This is a genomic window from Nocardia sp. NPDC051570, from assembly GCF_044454005.1.
Classification (GTDB): Bacteria; Actinomycetota; Actinomycetes; order Mycobacteriales; family Mycobacteriaceae; genus Nocardia.
Genome location: NZ_JBITDI010000001.1, coordinates 281,943 through 302,062, shown reverse-complemented (window position 1 = coordinate 302,062; position 20,120 = coordinate 281,943). Strand labels below are relative to the sequence as shown.

The window sequence follows — 20,120 nt, the reverse complement described above, 5'->3', positions numbered from 1 at the left end:
GATTCGCGGCGGGTGCGTGCGAGACCACACCGGTGCGGGGTCTACCATCGTGCGTAGTAGTTCCTATAGGATCGAGTGCACCACCTGCGAGGAGAGACAGTGCGGATTGGGCAACAGCCGGGTGGTGCGCATGGCTCCTCCGCGACGGTGCTGGCCGACCGTGTCACCGGCACGGGCCCGGTCGCGACGCTGACGCGGCGTGTGCTGGCCTACATCGCGCTCACCAAGCCGCGCGTCATCGAGCTGTTGCTGGTCGCCACGATCCCGACGATGTTGCTGGCCGATCGCGGGCACGTCGACATCCGGCTCATCCTGGTCACGCTGTTCGGCGGCTGGATGGGCGCGGCGAGCGCCAACACGCTCAACTGCGTCGCCGATGCCGATATCGACAAGGTGATGAAGCGGACCTCGCGGCGGCCGCTGGCCCGCGAGGCCGTGCCGACCCGCAACGCGTTCATCTTCGGCGTCGCGCTCGGGGTGGCCTCGTTCGCATGGCTGTGGTGGCAGGCGAATCTGCTCTCGGGCCTGCTGGTGGTCGCGACCATCCTGTTCTACGTCTTCGTCTACACCCTCGGCCTCAAGCGCCGCACCTCGCAGAACGTGGTGTGGGGCGGCGCGGCCGGCTGTATGCCCGTGCTCGTCGGCTGGTCCGCGGCGACCGGTTCCATCGGCTGGCCCGCGATCGTGCTGTTCCTGGTGATCTTCTTCTGGACGCCGCCGCATACCTGGGCGCTGGCCATGCGCTACAAGGAGGACTACCGCGCCGCGGGCGTCCCCATGCTTCCCGTGGTGGCCACCGAGCGTGCGGTGACCAAGCAGATTGTCATCTACACCTGGCTCACCGTCCTCGCCACCCTGGCCCTGATCCCCGCGACCGGCGTCGTCTACACCGCCGTGGCCATCGCCGCGGGCGCCTGGTTCCTCCTCATGGCCCATCAGCTCTACTCCGGCGTCCGCCGCGGCGAATCCGTCAAACCGCTGCGCCTGTTCCTGCAGTCCAACAACTACCTCGCGGTGGTCTTCTGCGGCCTGGCCATCGACTCGGTCCTCGGCTGGCACACCCTGGGCCACATGCTGTTCGGCTGAGCCCGCGTCCGGCCGGGCATCCATTTCTCGGCTGGGTCATCGACTTTCATCTGCTCCCCGCAGGTCTGTCGACCGTCCCCGCACGGTCTGTCGACCGGTCCCCGCATGGTCCGCCGTCCGACCGCCACATGTTCCCTGTACGGTCGCTGGCCGGTCCCCACATGTTCCCCGCACCGTCCGCTGGTCCCCACACGTTCCCCGCACCGTCCGCCCAGCGGGCGGTGCGGGGATCTTCAACAGTCCTATCCGGGGCAGGGCTGGAACGGGTAGCAGGCAGGGCCCTGGGTCTGGCTGGGGATGGTTCGGTCGGGGGCCGTGGTGTAAGGGGTGTTGGTCGTTGTTGTCGTCGTATGGCCCGGGGCGCGGGTGCTGTGTTTGATGCCGCCGGTGCACAGGGCCGCCACGGCGAGGATGAGGACCAGTAGCCCCAGGATCATCACGGGGGCGATGCCGCGGTTGCGGCGGCGAGGCGGCTGGGGCGGGCGCGGGTCGAACGGGACCGAATACGGTTGGGGCGTGGGCGGATACGGCTGCTGGTTCGCGGCGTATTGCGGTGGAGGGCCGGGATTCGGTGGGGGAGAGGCGAATTCACGCGGGCCCGGTTGCGTGCCGCGAGGCGGGGGTAGCGGTGCGCCCTGGAGGGGCGGGGCGGAGGCGACCGGCGGCGGGATGGGCACACCGCCCGCGGGTACGGGGATCGGCGCCGGATTCGCGGCGGGCTGGGCGACCCGGGCATCCCTCGGCGGGGGCGCCACGGACCGGGCGGCCGCGCGGTCGGCGCGCGGGGCAGGGAAACCCTCGGCCGTCAGATCGGAATAGGTTGCCGCGGCGGCGAATCCGAGGGCGCCCAGCGCCTGACCGACCTGCGCGGCGTCCCAGGAGTCGGGGGCATCGGCGGTGATGCGGGTGAAATACGAACGCAGCGAGGACGGTCCGTCGCCCACCACCACATCGATCCCGTCGGGCAGCGGACCCTTCTCCAGTGACACCCGGGTGCCCAGCTGCGGGATGACCAGCACGATGCCCGTCACGCCCACGCCCTCGCGACCCGGTGCACCGCGCAGCAGCTGCCGGATCTCCTCGGTGCGAGCGAGGATCTCGGCCATCGGCTCGGTGCCGGATTCGGCGCCCTCCAGCGGGGCGACGCGATCGTCGATCGTCCACGGGGCGTCGGCGGCGACGGCGAGGGCGCCGTTGATCCGTTCGACGAATCCCTTGACCGTCATCACGACGCAGATCTTCGGCGTCCATACGATCGCATCGATGCCGCCCGCCTTCACCACCGCGATCCCGGGCAGTGCGTGCGCCCCGGTCCACGACTTCAACCAGTTCACCACCGTCCGTTCCGTGGCGGACAGGCGCGACGGGTCGTCGTTGCGGACCTTCACCAACATCGTGATCAACCCCTGGTCGATGCCTCATCTGTCGGCCGCCGAGCGGTCGTTCGACCACGGTACCGGGGAACCGGGCGAATCGGCTTGTGCGGCAGCACAGATCATCCAGCATCCGTGCCGCCGCGTGACGTGCGGGTCACCCCAGTCGCCGCCAGGCCAGATATCCGTCGGGCCGCACCATGATTCGGGTGCCCGGCGCGGCGGCGTAATCGGCGAAGGCATGGCCGTCGACCGCGACCAGTTGACCGTCGGCGGGAACCCGGTCCGGGGAGACGATCGCATAGCTGTGCGCACCCTCGGCGGCGGGTGCGTCGAACGACAGCAGGGTCGCATGCGGGCCGCGGAACAGGTCGAACATCCGGACCGTGCTGCCGTCGGCGCGACGCAGTATCGAATCCGGTGCACGATCACCAGCAACCAACTGTCCGGTTTCATCGGGGGATCGGTAGCTGATGTCCAGGCCGAAGGTGTCCTCGCCCCGGTCCATCGACGATTCGTCGCCCGAGACGTGCCGGTCGAGCAGATCGGTGCTCAGGCCCAGCACGCGCGCCGCCACCGCACGCCGCTCGGTGTCGTAACTGCCGAGCAGGCTGTCATCACCGTCGAGTGCGGCCGCGAGCTTCCACCCGAGGTTGTAGGCGTCCTGCACGCCGGTGTTCATGCCCTGGCCACCGGTCGGCGGGTGGACATGCGCCGCATCACCGGCCAGGAACACTCGACCGGTCCGGAACCGTTGCGCCAGGCGGACATTCGGCCGCCACGCCGAGGCCCAGACCGGTTCGCCGAGTACGAGGTCGGTGCGGCCGGAGTAGCGATCGAGGACGGCCTGCATCGACGCGCGGGTGGGGCGCTCGTCGAACAGTGGCGCGATGAACTGGAACAGCCGATCCCCGGGCAGCGGGGTCAGGGCGACGCCCTCCATCGGGGCCTCGGCCCGGGCGAACCAGTGGCCGTAGGCGTGATCCAGGGCGTCGACGCGCACATCGCCGATGAGCATGCGCAGCGTGTCGTCGGTGTTGCCCTCGAAGGCGATGCCCACCGCCTTGCGCACCGTGCTGGCGCCGCCGTCCGCGCCGACGAGGTAGTCGGCGCGGACCGTCTCTGCCCCGCCCGGACCGGCGAGGACGACCGTCACGCCGTCCTCGTCCTGCGTGAGATCGACCACGGCCGTGGACAATTCGACCTTCACTCCGAGTTCGGCGAGCCGTTCGCGCAGGATCCCCTCGATCTGTGACTGACCCAGCACCCAGGGATTCGGATGGGGGAACGCCGGGGTCGGTTCGCGCAGTTCGGTCCGGCGGCGCTCGCCTGCGAACCGCCCGTCGAGCGAGATCTTCATGGTGGCCACATCCTCGCCCGCGGTCAGCACGGCGTCGAGCACGCCGAGGTCGTCGAAGACCTCGAGGGTGCGCGGCTGGATGCCGTCCCCGCGCGATCCGATGAAGTATTCGGCCGCCTTGTCGACGATCCGGATCGCCACACCGCGCCGGGCCAGCTCGATGCCGAGGGTGAGGCCGGTCGGGCCCGCGCCCGCGATGAGTACCTGCGGAGACATCTGCCCCTCCATGACTGAATCATAATTCACTGAATCTGAATTCAGTATTCTGGTTGATAGGGTCCGCTGTCAACAGGAGGTGAGAATGGCCCGCCGCAAGGAGCAGTCGGCCGAGACCGAGCAGGCGCTCAAGGATGCCGCGCGCCGGTTGTTCGCCGAGCGCGGATATCTGAACACCAAGATCACCGACATCACGGCGGCCGCGGGCCGCGCCGCGGGCTCGTTCTACAATCACTTCGCGAGTAAGGAAGAGCTGCTGCAGGCGCTGCTGCGAGATTTCGGCGCCGCCGGAGATCTGGCCGCGGACCAGGACGAGCACAGTCCGGACTTCACGGATCCGGCGGCCGTCCGCTATCACGTGCGGACCTATTGGGGCTACGCCCGCCGGCACTGGCCGGTGCTGCGCGCGGTGGGCCAGGCCGCGCTCGTCAACGACGAATTCGCCCATCTGGCAGCGCGTTTCGCCGCCGAGGAGCGCGCCGAACTGGCCGACCACCTCGACGGTTTCGCCGCCGCCGGACTACGGCTGCCGAGCACCCCCGACGCGAGTCTGGCAATGATGTTCCTGATGGTGCAGGCCCTGCTCGAGTCCGTGGAAGAGGGCGCGATCGACCTGACCGACACCGAGGCGATCGACGGCCTGACCCGATTCATCTACCGCGGCTTGACCGGCCGCGATTACTGATCCCCCGGGGAGTCGGAACCGCTACGGCACCAACACGATCGAGCCGGTGGTGCGGCGGCTCTCCAGATCGCGGTGTGCCCGTTCGGCTTCGGCGAGGGGGTAGGTCGCGCCGATGCGGACGTGCAGGGTGCCCGCGGCGATGGCGGCTAAGACATCGCCCGCGCGCCAGAGCAATTCGTCGCGGGTGCGGGTGTAGTGGCCCAGGCTCGGGCGGGTGACGAACAGCGACCCTCCGCGATTGAGCCGCTGCAGATCGAACGGCGGTACCGGTCCGCTGGCCCCGCCGAACAGGGCGAGCATGCCGCGAATCCGCAGCGACGCCAGGCTCGCCTCGAAGGTATCGCGGCCGACGCCGTCGTAGACGGCCGCGACGCCCTGGCCGTCGGTGAGCTTGCGGACCCGCTGGGCCAGATCGTCGCCGTAGCGCAGCACCTCGGCCGCGCCCGCCGCGCGCGAGAGCGCCTCCTTCTCGTCGGTCGAGACGGTCGTGATCACCCGCACGCCCTTGGCCGTCGCCATCTGGGTCAGCAGCAGGCCCACACCGCCCGCGCCCGCGTGCACCAAGACGGTCTCGCCGGATTCGGGTCGATAGACCGATTCGACGAGGTAATGCGCGGTCATGCCCTGCAGTAGCGCCGAGGCCGCGACCGCGGGCTCGACCCCCGCGGGCACCGGGACCGCTTCGGCCGCGGGCACGAGCACCCGCTCGGCATAGCTGCCCGCCGCGGCCTTCCATGCGACTCGATCGCCGATCTGGAACCCGTCCACCTCCGGTCCGACGGCCGCGACGACGCCGGTGCCCTCTGCGCCGGGCAGATAGGGCACATCCTGCGGATAGAGGCCGGTGCGGAGGTAGGTGTCGATGAAGTTGACGCCGATCGCCTCGGTGTCGACCAGTACCTGGCCCGGGCCGGGCTGCGGATCGGGCACCTCGGCATAGGTCAGGACCTCGGGTCCGCCGAGCTCGGAAACCTGAATGGCGCGCATGGAATCCAGTTCTACACCCGGATCGCCAGCCGGTCGCCGGTGGCCGGTGGACTCGACCCTACTCACCAGTAAACTGATCGACATGACCGATACCGCGACCGCGACCAAGCCCTCGTCCGCCGTCATCGACTCGGTGCGCACGTTCGTCGCCGCGCACGGCGGCTCGGCCACCGCCGTGCTGCAGCCGATCGGGCGCATCGGCGTCCGGATCACCCTCGTGGGCGCCGACGGTGTGCTCGGCGATCGCGTCGTCGACGATCTGCCGACCGCCAAGGCCGTGGTCGAGGCCGTCGAGGGCCTGACCGAGACCGAGCACTGGGATCGCGAGACCAGCTCCGCGGCGGATCCGGCGAAGGGCCACTGGGCCAAGATGGCGGGCTGGGTCGCCCGGCAGAGCCGATTCCCCAAGGCGCGCAACGAGCGTTGATCGATGCTGCTGCGACGGTTCGCGGCCGCACTGGCGGCCGCCGCGTTTTCCCTTGTCACCGTGGCGATTCCGGCGCATGCACAGGACGCCCCGGAATTGCGGGTGTGCACGACCGGTGACTATCCGCCCTATTCGGTGACCGACGGTCACGGCGGCTACCGCGGTATCGATATCGATCTCGCCCGCGGACTGGCCGATGTACTGCATCGCCCCGCCCGATTCGTGCCGACGACCTGGACGTCGATGAGCTCCGACTTCGCCGCCCTGGGCTGCGATCTGGCCGCGGGCGGTATCTCCGACTCCCCGGCCCGGCGCGCGTTCGCCGACTTCTCGCTGACCTACGGCACCGACGGCAAGGCCCCGATCACCCGCACCGAGGATGCCGACAAGTACGCCACGATCGACCAGATCAACCGGCCCGAGGTCCGGGTGATCGTCAATCGCGGCGGCACCAACGAGACCTTCGCGCGCACCCACTTCCCGAACGCCCGACTCACCCTGTGGCCGGATAACGTCACGATCTTCGACCAGATCACCCAGGGCAACGCCGATGTCTTCGTCACCGATTCGGTCGAGGGCCGCTACCGCACCCGCCTGCACTCCGGACTCGTTGTCGCGCACCCGGATCGCCCGTTCGACTCCTTCGGCAAGGTCTTCCTGCTCCGCAAGGACGATCCGCTGCTGGCTGCCGAGCTGAACGCGTGGCTGGCCACCCAGCGGGCGACCGGCGGCATCGACCGCCTGTTCGCCGACTGGATCGGCCCGAACGCCACCTCCTGAGCCCCGCGAAAGCGCCCGGCGCTCAGGAGGTTTCGACCACGGCGCGCAGAAGCGTTGCGGTGAGCCAGTTCTCGTAGTCGTCGTAGGACCAGCCCGCCTCGACGACGAGACTGTCGTGCACCCCCGGGCTCATCAGGGCGACCGCGATATCGACGGCGCGCGGTGCGACCTCGATGCCCGCCGCGCGGATGCGATCGATGATGTGCTCGACGCCGAGTCGGTTGCGCCGCAGGCCTTCCGCCTGCGTGGCGGCGATATCCGGATCCACCGCGGCGCCCGAGGCCAGCATGGTGACGATATCGCCGCAGCGTTCGCGCACCCGGCGCGTGGCCGTGGCCAGCAGGCCGAGAAGCGCCGCGGGGTCGGCGCTTTCGTTCGCGGCGGCGACCAGATCGGGCATTCCGGCCTCCTCGTCGAGCAGGTCGACCAGTCCGGTCAGCACTCCGGCCTTGGAGCCGAAATGCGCGTAGATCGTCTGCGGTACGACCCCTGCCTCCTGTGCGATGAGCCGAATCGGCGTGCGCGCATAACCGCGTTCGGCGAACAGCCGCCGGGCCGCGGTGAGGATGGTGCGCAGCGTCAGCGTCTCGCGGCGGTCCCGCAGACGAACGATTCCGGGAAGGTCGTCGGCCATGTATCCTCCGATTAGAACAACGTTCTAAGTTCTAGATTGATGTACTAATCGTACAGGGAGGGGTACTCATGACCATCGAGCGATTGGGAGTGCGTGCAGACCGCCGTGGTGCGCGATGGCCGAATTCCGGCCTTCACAACGCCCTCGGCGCGGACCGGGGGCTCTAGCCGCAGCACCCGCCGCCGCAACATCCGCCCGCCGCGGGCGCGGGTGCGGGCGCACCCGCCGAGCCGGTGAGGGCGATCGTGGTGAGCAACTTGACGGTATCGGCATGTCCGCCCGGACAGGTTGCCCCCGTGCCGGATTCGCTCATCGGCCGGACGAGTTCGAAGGTGTCGCCGCATTCGCGGCAGCGGTAGGCGTAGGTCGGCATGCCCGCATTATCGTCCACGACGTGTTCAGGGGAATACGTGAGCTTTCAGAAACTGTGCGGGGCGGCCGCGATCGGATTCGCCGTCCTGCTGTTGTCGATCAATGCCATTCTGGTCCCGTCCGGGTTTCCGCTACCCGGTTCACCTCTGAGTGATGCGGAACTGGCGGACTTCTTCGCGACACACAGCGGGGTGTTGCGGTTCGCCTCCACACTGACCGTGTTCGGCTGGCTGCTGGGCAGCGTCTTCGCTGTCGGTGCGTTCGCGGCGCTGTGGCCGGGGGAGCGGGCACGCGGCAGCGCGTGGTCGGTGCTCGGGCTCGCGGGGGTGTTGATGCAGAACGTCACCTTCACCGCGCTCGAGGCATTACGGCTGGGCCTGATCAGCGGGGCACGGCACGATGCGGTGCCGGTGTTGTGGGGCTTCTATACCGCGCTGTTCGGGTTCAATCAGCTGTTTCTCGCGATGGCGCTGCTGGGTCTGTCGCTGGCGGGACTGTGCACCGGATTCATCGCACGCTGGCATGGTGGTCTGGGCCTGGTGGCGGCGGCGCTGCTGTTCGTCTCGGCGTGCGCGGCCCCGTTCATGCTCACGGGCGCGAAGCCGTTCGCTCTGTGCGGTGGGGTCGGCTGGTCGATGTGGGTCGGCTGGATCGCGGTCTACGGCGTCGCACTGATTCGTCACGGCGCCAACAGGTTCGACGGACGGGCCGTCGCCCTCGGCTGACTCCGGCAGAGGTCCGTCGGGACACGGCCGGTACGACGGTGCGCTCAGGCGGGCTGTGCGATCGCGGAAGCCGTTGTGGCCGCGACCTTCTCGCGGGTGCGCAGCGCGGCCCACAATGCGGCGGTGGCGGCCGTGCAGGCGGCCGCGCCGCCCACGTGGATGGCGACCAGCGCGGCGGGCACATGCGTGAAGTACTGCACGACACCGACCAGACCCTGCGCGCACACCAGCGCGATCAGCACGGTCAGGCGCAATTGGATCGCGCGATTCATGCCGACCGCGGCCAGGCCGAAGCCCAGCCCGATCAACAGCGCGAGATAGGCGACCAGGAATTGGGCGTGCGCGTGCACCAGCGTCACGATCTCCACCTGCAGCCGCACCACCGGCTTCTCGGCACTCTTGTCGCCGGCGTGCGGACCGGCACCGGTGACAAGAGTGCCCGCAATCAGCGTGCCGCACAGCGCGACCGCGCTCAGCGCGGTCAACCAGCGCAACGGCGCGGGCGCCTGCGCGACCTGCACGCCGTCGTCGGGCTCGCCGATCTTGGCGAACAGCAGCACCGCGAGCCACACCATCAGCATCGAGACCAGCAGATGGACGGCCACGGTCCACCACAGCAGTCCGGTGCGCACGGTGATGCCGCCGATCACCGCCTGCAACACCGTGCCGCCCGGCATCGCCCACGCGTATGCCGCCACCTCGCGCCGCCGCCGCGCGCGCAGCACGGCCAGCACCACCAGCGCCGCGCACAGCGTGACCCCGAAGGTGAACATGCGATTGGTGAATTCGACGATCTGATGCACCACCGGCACCTCGGCATGCGCGACCGGGGTGAAACTGCCCGGGAAGCATTGCGGCCAGGTCGGACAGCCCAGTCCGGAGGAGGTGACGCGGACGATCGCACCGGTGACGGAGATGCCCGCCTGCGTGAGGACCACCGCGAACGCGATGATCCGCTGCACCCTCACCGAGGGCAGCGGCAGCAGATCGACCAGTCGCAGGAATGCGCGTGACAGCACGCACCGATGGTAATCGCCGCCGGTCGACCCGGATCAGCCGGGCTACTACGAGATGTCGTTTACGGTGTGCGGCAGACTGATCGGATGCCGCGCTTCGCCTCGACCGCCACCCCGACTCCCGCCGAACTGGCCGCCGCGCGAAATGTGACGATTCCCGATCTGATCGCCCCCGGCCTGCGGGTGTTGTTCTGCGGCATCAATCCCGGACTGTGGTCGGGCGCGACCGGATACCACTTCGCGGGGCCGGGCAACCGGTTCTGGCCCGCCCTGCACCGGTCCGGCTTCACGCCCCGGCTGCTGCACCCCGACGAACCGCGGCAGCTGCTGGAACTGGGCCTGGGCATCACCAATGTCGCCGCGCGCACCACCGCGAAGGCCGATGAGCTGAGCGCGGCGGAATTGCGCGAGGGCGGCCTCGCGCTGCGTGAGCGGGTCGCGAACCATCGCCCGCGGGTGCTGGCCGTGCTGGGTCTGGGCGCCTATCGCACGGCCTTCGGCCGACCGCGCACGACGGTCGGCCGGCAATCGGAAACGCTGGGCGACACGCAGATCTGGGTGCTCCCCAATCCGAGCGGCCTCAACGCGCACTACACCCTCGACGGTCTCGCGACCGAATTCCGCGCGCTGCGCGAGGCCGTCGAGCGGATGGACACCGCCGCGGATAGTCGCCAGTAACTAGTTAGTCAACGATCGCTCGGCCTCCCACGGACCGCGCGGCGCGTCGCTATCGTAGACGGATCGGTAGTCCATCGATTCGGCTTTTCTTGCGGAAAGGCACGCGATGTCGACGATTCGAACAATTGCGGTCTGTGCTGGATGCGGGTTGGAGGCCTATGACTGGGCCCTGTATCCGCTACTTCTAAGTTATTTGGCCCCAGTGTTTTTCGGAGACGATCCGCGGCGGGCGCTGCTCTACGGCTTCGCGGTGTACGCGGTCGGATTCCTGACCCGTCCGCTCGGCGGGATAATCATCGGGCACTACGCCGACACCCGTGGTCGCAAACCGGCCATGCGGCTGTGCCTGGCCGGTGCGGGGGTGGCCGCGCTCGGGATGGCGCTGACGCCCACCGCCGCGGCCGTCGGACTCGCGGCGCCGCTGCTGGTGCTGTTCTGGCGAGCGTTGCTGGGCTTCTTCTATGGCGGCGAGGCGCCGCTCGGGCACGGCTATGTCTATGAGATGACCACTCCCGAACGCCGCGGATCCGCGGGCAGCATGCTGCCGACGGCCTCGGGACTCGGTGTGGTGCTGGTCAATGTCCTGGTGCTCGCCCTCGTCGCCGGATTCGGACCGGACCGGGTCGTCGGGGGCTATTGGCGAATTCCGTTCCTGCTCGGCGCGTTCGCCTCGTTCGGATTCGCGGTGCTGCGCGGTGGGCTGTCCGAATCGAGCGAATTCGAATCGCGCCGGGACGGCGACGCGTATTCCTGGTGGTCAGCGCGGCGCGAGCTGGCCGGTCCGATGCTCACGGTGGCGGGGGTGACCGTCGGCATGACCGCCGTGCATCACCTGTGGAGCGCGCTGCCGGCCGCCTACGGGATTTCGGTACTGCGCCTGAACGATACGGCCGTGCTGACGGCGTCCACCGCGGCCGCGCTCACCGGGACGATCGCGGTGCCGCTGTGCGGACGGCTCGGCGACCGGGTGGGCTGTCGGCGGATGCTGTGCTGGGCGGCGGTGGCGCTGGCCGTGACCATCGTTCCGCTGCAGTATCTGTTGCAGCACAGCGGTGTGGCCGGGTTCCGGATCGTCGTGGTGCTGGCCGCCGCGCTGCTGGCACCGCTGACCGCGGTCGCGCCGTCGGTGCTGGCGGGCCTGGTCCCGGCCCGCTACCGCGTCTCGGCCGAGGCGCTGCCGTATACGACCGCCGTGACGGTCTTCGGCGGCACCGTGCCGCTGCTCGCGCGCCTCACCTCGGCCGCCCCGCTGGTGTTCGGCGGCTATATCGTGGCGCTGCTGCTGGTCACGGTGACGACGCTGCGACATCTCGGGCGGCGCTCGGCGGTCGAGGCGGAAGCGCCTGCGACGGCCGCGGTTTCGGGTGCGCGTCGGTGAGAGCGGCCGCACCGGAGGAGGCGGGAGGGTGGGCTGTGTAGGGTAGCCACGCCTATGAATACCCTGATCGCCCCGCGCGTTCGGCCGGGTCGCCGCATTGCCGCGACCGCCGCCGGCGCCGCACTCGAAGCCTATGAATGGTCGCTGTACGGATTGTCGGTGGCCTACTTCGCGCCCCAGTTCTTCGGCGGGAGCCTGCAACAGTCGGTGCTCTACGGGCTGGGGGTGTTCGCGGTCGGATTCGTGATCCGGCCGGTGGGGGCGCTCGTGCTCGGCCGGATGGCCGATCGGCGCGGTCGGCGGCCGACGCTGATGCTGTCGATCGGGTTGGCGGGCGTGGCCACGGCCGGGATGGCGCTCACGCCGGGCCACGCCACGATCGGCGCCGCGGCCCCGATCCTGCTGCTGGTCTGGCGGCTGGTGCTGGGCTTCTCCTTCGGCGGCGAACAGGCTGTGGCGCAGGCGTATCTGTACGAGGCCGCACCACCCGGGCGGCGGGTGGCGGGCACGAGCGTGTACTCGATCTTCTTCGGCCTCGGCACCATCGCGGCGAATCTGCTCGTGGCGGGTCTGGCGGCCGGATTCGGCGCCTCGGCGCTGCGCGACGGACTGTGGCGGATCCCGTTTCTGGTGGCCGCGGCGGGTTCGGTGATCTTCCTGCTGGCCCGGCGCACACTGCCCGAAACCCGGCCCGACAGTACCGAACCCGTGCGCTGGCGGCGGGAATGGCGCACGCTGATCGGCCCGGCACTGGCCGTGGCGGGACTCACCGCGGGCACGCTGTCGTCCTACTATCTGTGGATCACCGCGCCGACCAGTTATGCGGTCACCGTGCTGAAAATGCCCGATACTCAGGTCCTTTGGGCCGGTGTGGCCGCACAGGTGGCCTATATGGCCGCGGCGCCGTTGTTCGGCGCGCTCGCCGAACGCGTGGGCGCGCTGCGCTGGATGGCCGGGGCCGCGATCGTCCTGGCGATCGCGACGCTGCCGATGCAGCTGCTGCTGAATTCGGCCACGCTGTCGACCTATTGGGCGCTCATCGTGGTCTCGGCGGTATGCGTGGTGACCCTCGCCGCGATCCTGCCGGGCGCCACCGCGATGCTCGCCCCCGCCCGCCATCGCGTGACCGTGATGGCGCTGCCCTACGGCATCACCTCCGCGCTCTTCGGCGGCACGACTCCCGCTCTGAAGCAGAAGTTCGCCGCCCACCCGGCGCTGTTCTCGGGCTACATCATCGCCTTGCTTGTGCTCACCGCGGTGACCGCGTTGCTGGCCGGGCGGCTGATCCCCGCCGACGAACCGGCCTGAGGCTCATTCGAAACGGAACCAGCGCACCGCGAGGAAGCCCGCGCCCGCGCCCCACACCGCGAGCACGATCAATCCGTACCAGTCGACGTTGAGCCGCTGCGCCTGTTCCAACGCCTGCGCGAGCGCACCGGAGGGAATGATCCGGGCCGCCACGCTCAACCAGTGCGGCACATTGTCGGCGGCGAATACGAGAGTCGATGTCCCGAGCATGACGAACCACAGGATGTTGGCCAGCGCCAGCACGATCTCGGCCTTGAGCGTGCCGCCAAGCAGCAGCCCCAGCGCCGCGAAAGTGGCCGTGCCCAAGGCGATCACGCCCGCGCCGCAGACCAGCCCGCCGAGCGAGGGCCGCCAGCCCAGCGCGACGCCGATGAGCCCCAACAGGATCGACTGCAACACCACCACGATCAACACCGCCGCGCATTTCCCGCCGACGATGCCCCAGCGCGGTAATGCGGTGGCGCCCAGCCGTTTGAGCGCCCCGTAGCGCCGATCGAAGCCGACCGCGATGGCCTGGCCGGTGAACGCGGTGGACATGATCGCCACCATCATCACCGCCGGGACGATCCGATCGACCCGATGATCGCCGAGCCCGCCGATGGGCAGCAGGGTCAGCCCGATCAGCAGGGCGATCGGAATGAACATGGTCAGCAGCAGCTGTTCACCGTTGCGCAGCAACAGGATCAGCTCCATACGGGTCTGCGACGCCAGCATCGCGGACCGGGCCGCAGGCCGCGGATCGGGGGTGAAGGTGCCCGGTGCGAAACGTTCGGTCTCGGTGGTCACGGCAGTACTCCTCACCCGCGCAGCTCCCGTCCGGTCAATTCCAGGAAGACGTCCTCGAGGCGGCGTTGATCGATGCGGATATCACTGGGCAGCACGTCGATTCGCGCGCACCAGGCCGTGACCGTGGCCAGCACCTGCGGGGTGATGTCACCCTGCAGGAGATACGATCCGGGCGAGGTCTCGGTCGGCGAGAACCCTTCCGGCAGGGCACTTCTCAGCAGATGTAGATCGAGTTTGGGTGGCGCGGTGAAGCGTAGCTGCCCCTCGGCTCCGGCCGAGGTGACCTCGGCGGGCGTTCCCGCGGCGACGATCTGCCCGTGGTCGATGATGACCAGCCGATCGGCAAGCTGCTCGGCCTCGTCCATCATATGCGTGGTCAGTAGCACGCTCACCCCGTCCCGGCGCAGCGCGGCGATCAACTCCCACACCAGATGTCGCGCCTGGGCGTCCATGCCGGCGGTGGGTTCGTCGAGGAAGACCAGCTCCGGCCGCCCGACCAGCGCGCAGGCCAGCGCCAGGCGCTGCTGCTGGCCGCCGGACAGCCGCCGATAGGGCGTGCGCCGCGCCTCCCGCATACCGAGCGTGGACAGCAGCCAGTCGGGATCGAGCGGATCGGCCGCATAGGAGGCGACCAGGTCGAGCATCTCCCCGGCCCGCGATCCCGGATACGCGCCGCCGCCCTGCAGCATGACCCCGATGCGCGGGCGCAGCGCGTCCGAATCGGCGATCGGGTCCAGACCCAGCACCCGCACCGATCCGGCATCGGGGGACTTGAAGCCCTCGCACATCTCCACTGTCGTGGTCTTGCCCGCGCCGTTGGGTCCCAGCAGTGCCAGCACCTCGGCCCGCCCCACCTCGAAGCTGATCCCGTCGACCGCGGTGACATCGCCGTACCGTTTCACGACGCCGTCGATGCGCACGGCGGGTTGCGAGGCTGCTGTCACGAAGTGACACCGTATGCCGCGGGCCGCTGTGACGGAGCAGACACCCCCGCAGCTTTGCGCCACGGCAACAGATTCCGTGTCGCGACGATGAAGATCAGCGCCACCACGACCACCGCGATGGCGGCCTCGAAGATCTGGAAGACGCCGTAGTCGGCCCCGCGCGGCATCAGCATCACGCTCACCACGGCCGAGAAGACCACGGCGGGCACCCGGAACGCGGAGGTGGTCGCCCAGGCCGCCAACGGCACGATGGCCCACAGTAGATACCAGGGCTGAACCACGGGATACAGCAGCACGATCGCGCCCAGCGACAGCCCCAGCGCCCCGACCGCGGGCAGTCGTCCGGTCCAGGTCGCGATGAGCATGCGCAGGGTGAGGAATGACGCGACGGCCAGCGCGATCGGCCGCGTGATGCTCAGCAGGGCGGTGGTGTGATCACCCAAACCCAGCAGCACACCGCCGAATCCGGTGATGATGCCGATGGCCGTGGGCAACGACATCCAACTGCGCACCACATTGGCCGTATTGAGCGTGAACAGCCAGCCGAAGCCCAGTCCGCTGGCCAGGCTCACGAAAAGCGTTGTGGCAAGGGCGATCACGCCCAGCAGCGCGGCCGCGATCAGCACCGGCCGAATACCCTTGCCCCAGCGCCGGGCCAGGGCCATACCGACGAATCCGAGCGCGATCAACGAGGTGATCTTGATCGTCGACGACAGCGCGATGACCACCGCCCCGAAGATCAGCAGCGTCCACTCGCGCCGATCGAACGGCGTGCCGATCTCACCGGAATCCGAGATCGCGCGCAGGCAGAACTCCAGACCCGCGAGCATGAGCCCGAGCATGATCGCATCGTTGTGCACGCCCGCGACCAGATGGAACAGCACCAGCGGATTGGCCGCGCCCAGCCACAGCGCACTCACCGGCGCGACCCCGCAGCGCCGCGACAGCCGCGGCAGTGCCCACACGATCAGCGCCACGCCGCCGAGGGCGAGCAGCCGGTGCGCCCAGACGCCGATGATGATGTTGTCCCCGGTCAGATGTGAGATGCCCCGCCCGATCCACAGGATCAGCGGCCCATAGGGCGCGGGCGTCTCGCGCCAGATGTTGGGCACGTTCATCGTCAGCACATTGCCGACCCCGAGCCCTTGGGCGGGGCCCACGTGATAGGGATCCATGCCGCGCTTGGCGATCTCGCTCTGTGCCAGATAGGAGTACACGTCGGTGGAGTACAGCGGCGGCGCGACCGACAGCGGCAGGATCCACAGCAGCAGCGTGCGGTCGAGCTGGGAGCGGCTCAGCCGATGCGCCGACGCTCCCGCGAATCCGCCGACGGCGAAGCGCCCCAACAACAACCACGCCATCACGACCAACACCGTGCCGATCATCGACAGCGCCAGCGACGAGGTCTGCCAGCGCGCGAACACCCCGATCACCCGCACGCCGGACACCGGATTCTGCAGCACCGGCTGGGCCGCGACCCCGAGCGCGCTGATCCCGATCAGCACCGTCCCGGTGGCGCCGAGCAGTCGAATTCGGCCGAGCTGCCGAGTTTCGCGGGCATCCAGGCCGGGCAGCTCCGATTCCACGCTGTGCAGTACCGCGATGGTGTGATCGGCGGCCGGGACGTCCAGGCCCAATGCCCGGCGTCCCCACTCCACGAAGCTGCGTCGCACGCCTGCCGAAGCCACCACGCCTGCGAGCCTAGTTCGCGCGGCCGATAATGCGGGAACCGTCTCGGGTCGAGCAGATGCGATCGTTCCGTTATCCGGACCGAGCTGCGGAAATCGTCACATCGGCGAATGAAAGGTCCTGGCGACGGCCTTCCGGCCGCATTTACTCAGGTCACCCTTACTAGAACGCGGGAAGGAATTCCGTCACACTGATGTTGTGAAAACCGTGGGTTTGCGGAATGCGGAGGCGGATACCGAGCGTCGTGAGGGCGCCCGGGCCGTTGTCGCGCCCGCGACACCGGCCGGTGAGGGGCATACCCGGGAGGCCGTCGTTCAGCTGCTGCTGGAACAGGGCCCGATCACCGCGACCGCCATCGGGCAGCGGCTGGGCCTGAGCCCGGCCGGAGTCCGCAGACATCTCGACGCGTTGATCGAATCCGGCGAGGCGCGCGCCACCCGTTCGGCGCCATGGCAGCAGAAGGGCCGCGGCCGCCCCGCCAAGCAGTATCAGCTCACCGCCGTGGGCCGCGGTCGACTGGGGCACGCTTACGACGATCTCGCGGGGGCCGCCATGCGCCAGCTGCGCGAACTCGGCGGCGACAACGCGATCATCGACTTCGCCCGGCAGCGGGTCGCCACGATCGTCACCGGGATCGAGCGCCTCGCCCGGCACACCCCCGAGGCCACGGCCGATAAGGCCGAGGAGATCGCGGAGGCGTTCAGCGACGCCGGATTCGCGGCCTCGACCCGCAAGGTGGGCGCGGGAGTGCAGATCTGCCAACATCATTGCCCGGTATCGCACGTCGCCGAGGAGTTCCCGGAGCTGTGCGCCGCCGAGCTGGAGGCCTTCCGCGAGCTGCTCGGCACCCATGTGCAGCGCCTGGCCACCATCGCCAACGGCGACTGCGCCTGCACCACCCACGTCCCGCTGTTCGTGCTGCCCAGTACGTCCGGCGACAACGAGAACTCGAACCCAGATGAGGCCGCTGCCCAGCCCGCAGCGGGGACCACGAACGACTCCGGAAGGAGTGCCGAATGACGACGACCACCGACCAGGTGCAGCCGCTGTCCCAGGAGGAGACCATTGCCTCGCTGGGTAAGTACGGCTACGGCTGGGCCGACTCGGATACTGCCGGTGCCAGTGCCAAGCGAGGCCTGTCCGAGGAGGTCGTGCGCGACATCTCGGCCAAGAAGAACGAGCCGGAGTGGATGCTCGACGTCCGCCTGAAGGCGCTGCGTATCTTCGATCGCAAGCCGATGCCGAACTGGGGCTCCAACCTCGACGGCATCGATTTCGACAACATCAAGTACTTCGTGCGCTCGACGGAGAAGCAGGCCGCCAGCTGGGACGAGCTGCCCGAGGACATCAAGAACACCTATGACCGACTGGGTATCCCGGAGGCGGAGAAGCAGCGCCTGATCTCCGGTGTGGCCGCCCAGTACGAGTCCGAGGTGGTCTACCACCAGATTCGTGAGGATCTGGAGAAGCAGGGTGTCATCTTCCTCGACACCGACTCCGGTCTCAAGGAGCATCCGGAGCTGTTCAAGAAGTACTTCGGTTCGGTCATCCCGGCGGGCGACAACAAGTTCTCGGCGCTGAATACCGCTGTGTGGTCGGGTGGTTCGTTCATCTACGTGCCGCCGGGCGTGCAGGTCGACATCCCGCTGCAGGCCTACTTCCGGATCAACACCGAGAATATGGGCCAGTTCGAGCGGACCCTGATCATCGTCGACGAGGGCGCCTACGTGCACTACGTCGAGGGCTGCACCGCACCGATCTACAAGTCCGATTCGCTGCATTCGGCGGTCGTGGAGATCATCGTCAAGGACGGCGGCCGCTGCCGCTACACCACCATTCAGAACTGGTCCAACAACGTCTACAACCTGGTCACCAAGCGGGCCAAGGCGGGCGCGGGCGCGACCATGGAGTGGATCGACGGCAATATCGGTTCCAAGGTCACCATGAAGTACCCGGCGGTCTGGATGACCGGCGAGCACGCCAAGGGCGAGGTGCTGTCGGTGGCGTTCGCGGGCGAGGGCCAGCACCAGGACACCGGCGCGAAGATGCTGCACCTGGCGCCGCACACCTCCTCGACCATCGTGTCGAAGTCGGTGGCGCGCGGCGGCGGGCGGGCCTCCTACCGCGGTCTGATCCAGATCAACAAGGGCGCCTACGGCTCCCGCTCGACCGTGAAATGCGATGCGCTGCTGGTGGATTCGATCAGCCGCTCCGACACCTACCCCTACGTCGACATCCGCGAGGACGACGTGACGATGGGCCATGAGGCCACCGTCTCCAAGGTGAGTGAGGATCAGCTGTTCTACCTGATGAGCCGCGGCCTCACCGAGGACGAGGCGATGGCGATGGTGGTGCGCGGCTTCGTCGAGCCGATCGCCAAGGAACTGCCCATGGAATACGCGTTGGAACTGAACCGGCTCATCGAGCTGCAGATGGAAGGGGCCGTTGGCTGATGGCGACTGGTGTGATTGGAGCGGTCGAGGGCGAGAACCCCACGGCCAAGCCGATTCAGAACCCGGGCGCAGGGGCCGCGACCAACAAGGGTGAGGTCTTCACCTCGTTCGATGTGAACGCCTTCGAGGTGCCGTCGGGTCGCGACGAGGAGTGGCGGTTCACCCCGCTGCGCCGGCTGCGCGGCCTGCACGACGGCTCTGCGGTGCGCGACGGCCGGGCCACGATCGAGGTCCGGCCGGTCGACGGTGTCCGGGTGGAGACCGTCGAGCGCGGCGACGCGCGGCTCGGTGTCGCCGGTGTGCCCGCGGATCGGGTTGCCGCGCAGGCATATTCGGGCTTCGAGCAGGCCACCATCGTGTCGGTCGGTGCGGAGACCGAGGTCGCCGAGCCGGTCGTCGTCTCGGTCACCGGCCCGGGCGAGGGCCGGACGGCGTACGGTCACCTGCAGATCCGGCTGGCCAACTTCGCCGTCGCCACGGTCGTCATCGACCAGCACGGCAGCGGAACCTACGCCGAGAACGTGGAATTCGTGGTCGGCGACAGCGCGAAGCTGACCGTCGTCGCGGTCCAGGACTGGGCCGACGACGCGGTGAACGCGACCGCGCATCATGCGAAGCTGGGCCGTGACGCGACGCTGCGGCATATCGCCGTGACCCTCGGCGGCGAGCTGGTGCGCATGACCGCGACCGTGCGCTACGACGGCCCGGGCGGCGACGCCGAACTGCTCGGCCTGTACTTCGCCGACGCGGGACAGCACTTCGAACAGCGCCTGCTCGTCGATCACGCCGTGCCGAACTGCAAGTCACGAGTGCTGTACAAGGGTGCGCTGCAGGGTGATCCGCACTCGCCGAAGGGCGACGCCCGGACCGTGTGGGTCGGCGATGTGCTGATCCGCGCGGCCGCCGAAGGTACCGACACCTACGAGGCCAACCGCAACCTGGTGCTCACCGACGGCGCGCGCGCCGACTCGGTGCCCAACCTCGAGATCGAGACCGGCGAGATCGCCGGCGCGGGCCATGCGTCGGCCACCGGCCGTTTCGATGATGAGCAGCTGTTCTACCTGCGCGCGCGTGGCATTCCCGAGGATGCCGCCCGCCGTTTGGTCGTACGCGGCTTCTTCCAGGAAATCCTGCAGAAGATCGCGGTCCCCGAGATTCGGGAGCGGCTCGAGGCGGCCATCGAGGCCGAGCTCGCCGCGATCGGCGTCTGACCCACGAACCCT

20 protein-coding genes are annotated in these 20,120 nt (G+C 69.0%); 11 read left to right on the top strand and 9 right to left on the bottom strand.

Going from position 1 to position 20,120, the window contains the following annotated elements; all coding sequences use genetic code 11:
* Nucleotides 1-99 precede the first annotated feature (99 nt).
* A complete protein-coding gene (locus ACIA76_RS01395; protein WP_397147123.1) occupies nucleotides 100-1,086 on the top strand; it encodes a heme o synthase in 987 nt (328 codons plus the stop codon).
* Nucleotides 1,087-1,328: 242 nt separating this feature from the next.
* On the opposite strand, the gene ACIA76_RS01390 is transcribed toward ACIA76_RS01395, so the two are convergent.
* Together ACIA76_RS01390 and ACIA76_RS01385 are read right to left on the bottom strand one after the other, a co-directional pair.
* Complete coding sequence (locus ACIA76_RS01390; protein ID WP_397147121.1) at nucleotides 1,329-2,480, bottom strand: hypothetical protein; 1,152 nt, start codon at nucleotides 2,478-2,480, stop codon at nucleotides 1,329-1,331.
* A 136-nt stretch (nucleotides 2,481-2,616) separates the two neighbouring features.
* Nucleotides 2,617-4,035: an FAD-dependent monooxygenase gene (locus ACIA76_RS01385; RefSeq protein ID WP_397147119.1), complete on the bottom strand. Its 1,419-nt coding sequence runs from the start codon at nucleotides 4,033-4,035 to the stop codon at nucleotides 2,617-2,619.
* 85 nt (nucleotides 4,036-4,120) lie between these two features.
* Between ACIA76_RS01385 and ACIA76_RS01380 the strand changes: the two genes are divergently transcribed.
* A complete protein-coding gene (locus ACIA76_RS01380) occupies nucleotides 4,121-4,720 on the top strand; it encodes a TetR/AcrR family transcriptional regulator (protein ID WP_397147117.1) in 600 nt (199 codons plus the stop codon).
* 21 nt (nucleotides 4,721-4,741) lie between these two features.
* Here ACIA76_RS01380 and ACIA76_RS01375 read toward each other — a convergent pair whose 3' ends face one another.
* Nucleotides 4,742-5,707, bottom strand: a complete 966-nt coding sequence (locus tag ACIA76_RS01375) for a quinone oxidoreductase family protein (protein ID WP_397147940.1) — start codon at nucleotides 5,705-5,707, stop codon at nucleotides 4,742-4,744.
* An 82-nt stretch (nucleotides 5,708-5,789) separates the two neighbouring features.
* On the opposite strand from ACIA76_RS01375, the gene ACIA76_RS01370 reads away from it, so the two are divergent.
* A complete protein-coding gene (locus ACIA76_RS01370; RefSeq protein WP_397147115.1) occupies nucleotides 5,790-6,134 on the top strand; it encodes a hypothetical protein in 345 nt (114 codons plus the stop codon).
* A gap of 3 nt (nucleotides 6,135-6,137) precedes the next feature.
* Entirely contained in the window at nucleotides 6,138-6,914 is a 777-nt protein-coding gene (locus ACIA76_RS01365; protein ID WP_397147113.1) for a transporter substrate-binding domain-containing protein, read from the top strand.
* 22 nt (nucleotides 6,915-6,936) lie between these two features.
* Here the strand turns inward: ACIA76_RS01365 and ACIA76_RS01360 are convergent, their stop codons facing one another.
* Complete coding sequence (locus tag ACIA76_RS01360; RefSeq protein WP_397147111.1) at nucleotides 6,937-7,548, bottom strand: TetR/AcrR family transcriptional regulator; 612 nt, start codon at nucleotides 7,546-7,548, stop codon at nucleotides 6,937-6,939.
* A 163-nt stretch (nucleotides 7,549-7,711) separates the two neighbouring features.
* The gene (locus tag ACIA76_RS01355; protein ID WP_397147109.1) at nucleotides 7,712-7,921 is read right to left on the bottom strand and encodes a zinc ribbon domain-containing protein; all 210 of its coding nucleotides are present in this window, start codon (nucleotides 7,919-7,921) and stop codon (nucleotides 7,712-7,714) included.
* Nucleotides 7,922-7,958: 37 nt separating this feature from the next.
* Here ACIA76_RS01355 and ACIA76_RS01350 point away from each other — a divergent pair, with 37 nt between their 5' ends.
* Nucleotides 7,959-8,645, top strand: coding sequence for a hypothetical protein (locus ACIA76_RS01350; protein ID WP_397147107.1), 687 nt, complete (start codon nucleotides 7,959-7,961; stop codon nucleotides 8,643-8,645).
* Nucleotides 8,646-8,689: 44 nt separating this feature from the next.
* Here the strand turns inward: ACIA76_RS01350 and ACIA76_RS01345 are convergent, their stop codons facing one another.
* Nucleotides 8,690-9,664, bottom strand: a complete 975-nt coding sequence (locus ACIA76_RS01345; protein ID WP_397147105.1) for a heme A synthase — start codon at nucleotides 9,662-9,664, stop codon at nucleotides 8,690-8,692.
* Nucleotides 9,665-9,748: 84 nt separating this feature from the next.
* Between ACIA76_RS01345 and mug the strand changes: the two genes are divergently transcribed.
* From mug to ACIA76_RS01330, 3 genes are all read left to right on the top strand, one after another.
* Nucleotides 9,749-10,339, top strand: coding sequence for a G/U mismatch-specific DNA glycosylase (mug, locus tag ACIA76_RS01340; protein WP_397147103.1), 591 nt, complete (start codon nucleotides 9,749-9,751; stop codon nucleotides 10,337-10,339).
* 202 nt (nucleotides 10,340-10,541) lie between these two features.
* Entirely contained in the window at nucleotides 10,542-11,717 is a 1,176-nt protein-coding gene (locus ACIA76_RS01335) for an MFS transporter (protein WP_397147101.1), read from the top strand.
* A gap of 54 nt (nucleotides 11,718-11,771) precedes the next feature.
* Nucleotides 11,772-13,025 (top strand): MFS transporter, encoded by a 1,254-nt coding sequence (locus tag ACIA76_RS01330; RefSeq protein WP_397147099.1) that lies wholly within the window; start codon nucleotides 11,772-11,774, stop codon nucleotides 13,023-13,025.
* 3 nt (nucleotides 13,026-13,028) lie between these two features.
* On the opposite strand, the gene ACIA76_RS01325 is transcribed toward ACIA76_RS01330, so the two are convergent.
* The 3 genes from ACIA76_RS01325 to mptB are packed head-to-tail and all read right to left on the bottom strand — an operon-like array spanning nucleotide 13,029 to nucleotide 16,443.
* Nucleotides 13,029-13,811 carry an ABC transporter permease gene (locus tag ACIA76_RS01325; protein ID WP_397147097.1) on the bottom strand — a complete coding sequence of 261 codons (783 nt, stop codon included), beginning with the start codon at nucleotides 13,809-13,811 and terminating at the stop codon, nucleotides 13,029-13,031.
* An 11-nt stretch (nucleotides 13,812-13,822) separates the two neighbouring features.
* Entirely contained in the window at nucleotides 13,823-14,755 is a 933-nt protein-coding gene (locus tag ACIA76_RS01320; protein WP_397147095.1) for an ABC transporter ATP-binding protein, read from the bottom strand.
* Nucleotides 14,752-16,443 (bottom strand): polyprenol phosphomannose-dependent alpha 1,6 mannosyltransferase MptB, encoded by a 1,692-nt coding sequence (gene mptB / locus ACIA76_RS01315; RefSeq protein WP_397147938.1) that lies wholly within the window; start codon nucleotides 16,441-16,443, stop codon nucleotides 14,752-14,754. Before mptB ends, ACIA76_RS01320 begins: the two co-directional genes overlap by 4 nt.
* Nucleotides 16,444-16,642: 199 nt before the next feature.
* On the opposite strand from mptB, the gene ACIA76_RS01310 reads away from it, so the two are divergent.
* Genes ACIA76_RS01310 through sufD form a run of 3 tightly spaced genes read left to right on the top strand, consistent with a single transcriptional unit; the run spans nucleotide 16,643 to nucleotide 20,108 of the window.
* Nucleotides 16,643-17,464: a helix-turn-helix transcriptional regulator gene (locus ACIA76_RS01310; protein ID WP_397147093.1), complete on the top strand. Its 822-nt coding sequence runs from the start codon at nucleotides 16,643-16,645 to the stop codon at nucleotides 17,462-17,464.
* Nucleotides 17,461-18,897, top strand: a complete 1,437-nt coding sequence (gene sufB, locus ACIA76_RS01305) for a Fe-S cluster assembly protein SufB (protein ID WP_397147091.1) — start codon at nucleotides 17,461-17,463, stop codon at nucleotides 18,895-18,897. Before ACIA76_RS01310 ends, sufB begins: the two co-directional genes overlap by 4 nt.
* Nucleotides 18,897-20,108, top strand: a complete 1,212-nt coding sequence (gene sufD / locus ACIA76_RS01300) for a Fe-S cluster assembly protein SufD (protein WP_397147089.1) — start codon at nucleotides 18,897-18,899, stop codon at nucleotides 20,106-20,108. The genes sufB and sufD overlap by 1 nt, the downstream gene beginning before the upstream one ends.
* Nucleotides 20,109-20,120: the final 12 nt, after the last annotated feature.

What these genes read in the sequence shown, in the direction of transcription:
- ACIA76_RS01385 (WP_397147119.1), bottom strand. Translation starts at nt 4,035, where the DNA reads ATGTCTCCGCAGGTACTCATCGCGGGCGCGGGCCCGACCGGCCTCACC.
- ACIA76_RS01355 (WP_397147109.1), bottom strand. Translation starts at nt 7,921, where the DNA reads ATGCCGACCTACGCCTACCGCTGCCGCGAATGCGGCGACACCTTCGAA.
- mug (WP_397147103.1), top strand. Translation starts at nt 9,749, where the DNA reads ATGCCGCGCTTCGCCTCGACCGCCACCCCGACTCCCGCCGAACTGGCC.
- sufD (WP_397147089.1), top strand. Translation starts at nt 18,897, where the DNA reads ATGGCGACTGGTGTGATTGGAGCGGTCGAGGGCGAGAACCCCACGGCC.
- ACIA76_RS01330 (WP_397147099.1), top strand. Translation starts at nt 11,772, where the DNA reads ATGAATACCCTGATCGCCCCGCGCGTTCGGCCGGGTCGCCGCATTGCC.
- ACIA76_RS01370 (WP_397147115.1), top strand. Translation starts at nt 5,790, where the DNA reads ATGACCGATACCGCGACCGCGACCAAGCCCTCGTCCGCCGTCATCGAC.
- ACIA76_RS01375 (WP_397147940.1), bottom strand. Translation starts at nt 5,707, where the DNA reads ATGCGCGCCATTCAGGTTTCCGAGCTCGGCGGACCCGAGGTCCTGACC.
- sufB (WP_397147091.1), top strand. Translation starts at nt 17,461, where the DNA reads ATGACGACGACCACCGACCAGGTGCAGCCGCTGTCCCAGGAGGAGACC.
- ACIA76_RS01365 (WP_397147113.1), top strand. Translation starts at nt 6,138, where the DNA reads ATGCTGCTGCGACGGTTCGCGGCCGCACTGGCGGCCGCCGCGTTTTCC.
- ACIA76_RS01360 (WP_397147111.1), bottom strand. Translation starts at nt 7,548, where the DNA reads ATGGCCGACGACCTTCCCGGAATCGTTCGTCTGCGGGACCGCCGCGAG.
- ACIA76_RS01390 (WP_397147121.1), bottom strand. Translation starts at nt 2,480, where the DNA reads ATGTTGGTGAAGGTCCGCAACGACGACCCGTCGCGCCTGTCCGCCACG.
- ACIA76_RS01380 (WP_397147117.1), top strand. Translation starts at nt 4,121, where the DNA reads ATGGCCCGCCGCAAGGAGCAGTCGGCCGAGACCGAGCAGGCGCTCAAG.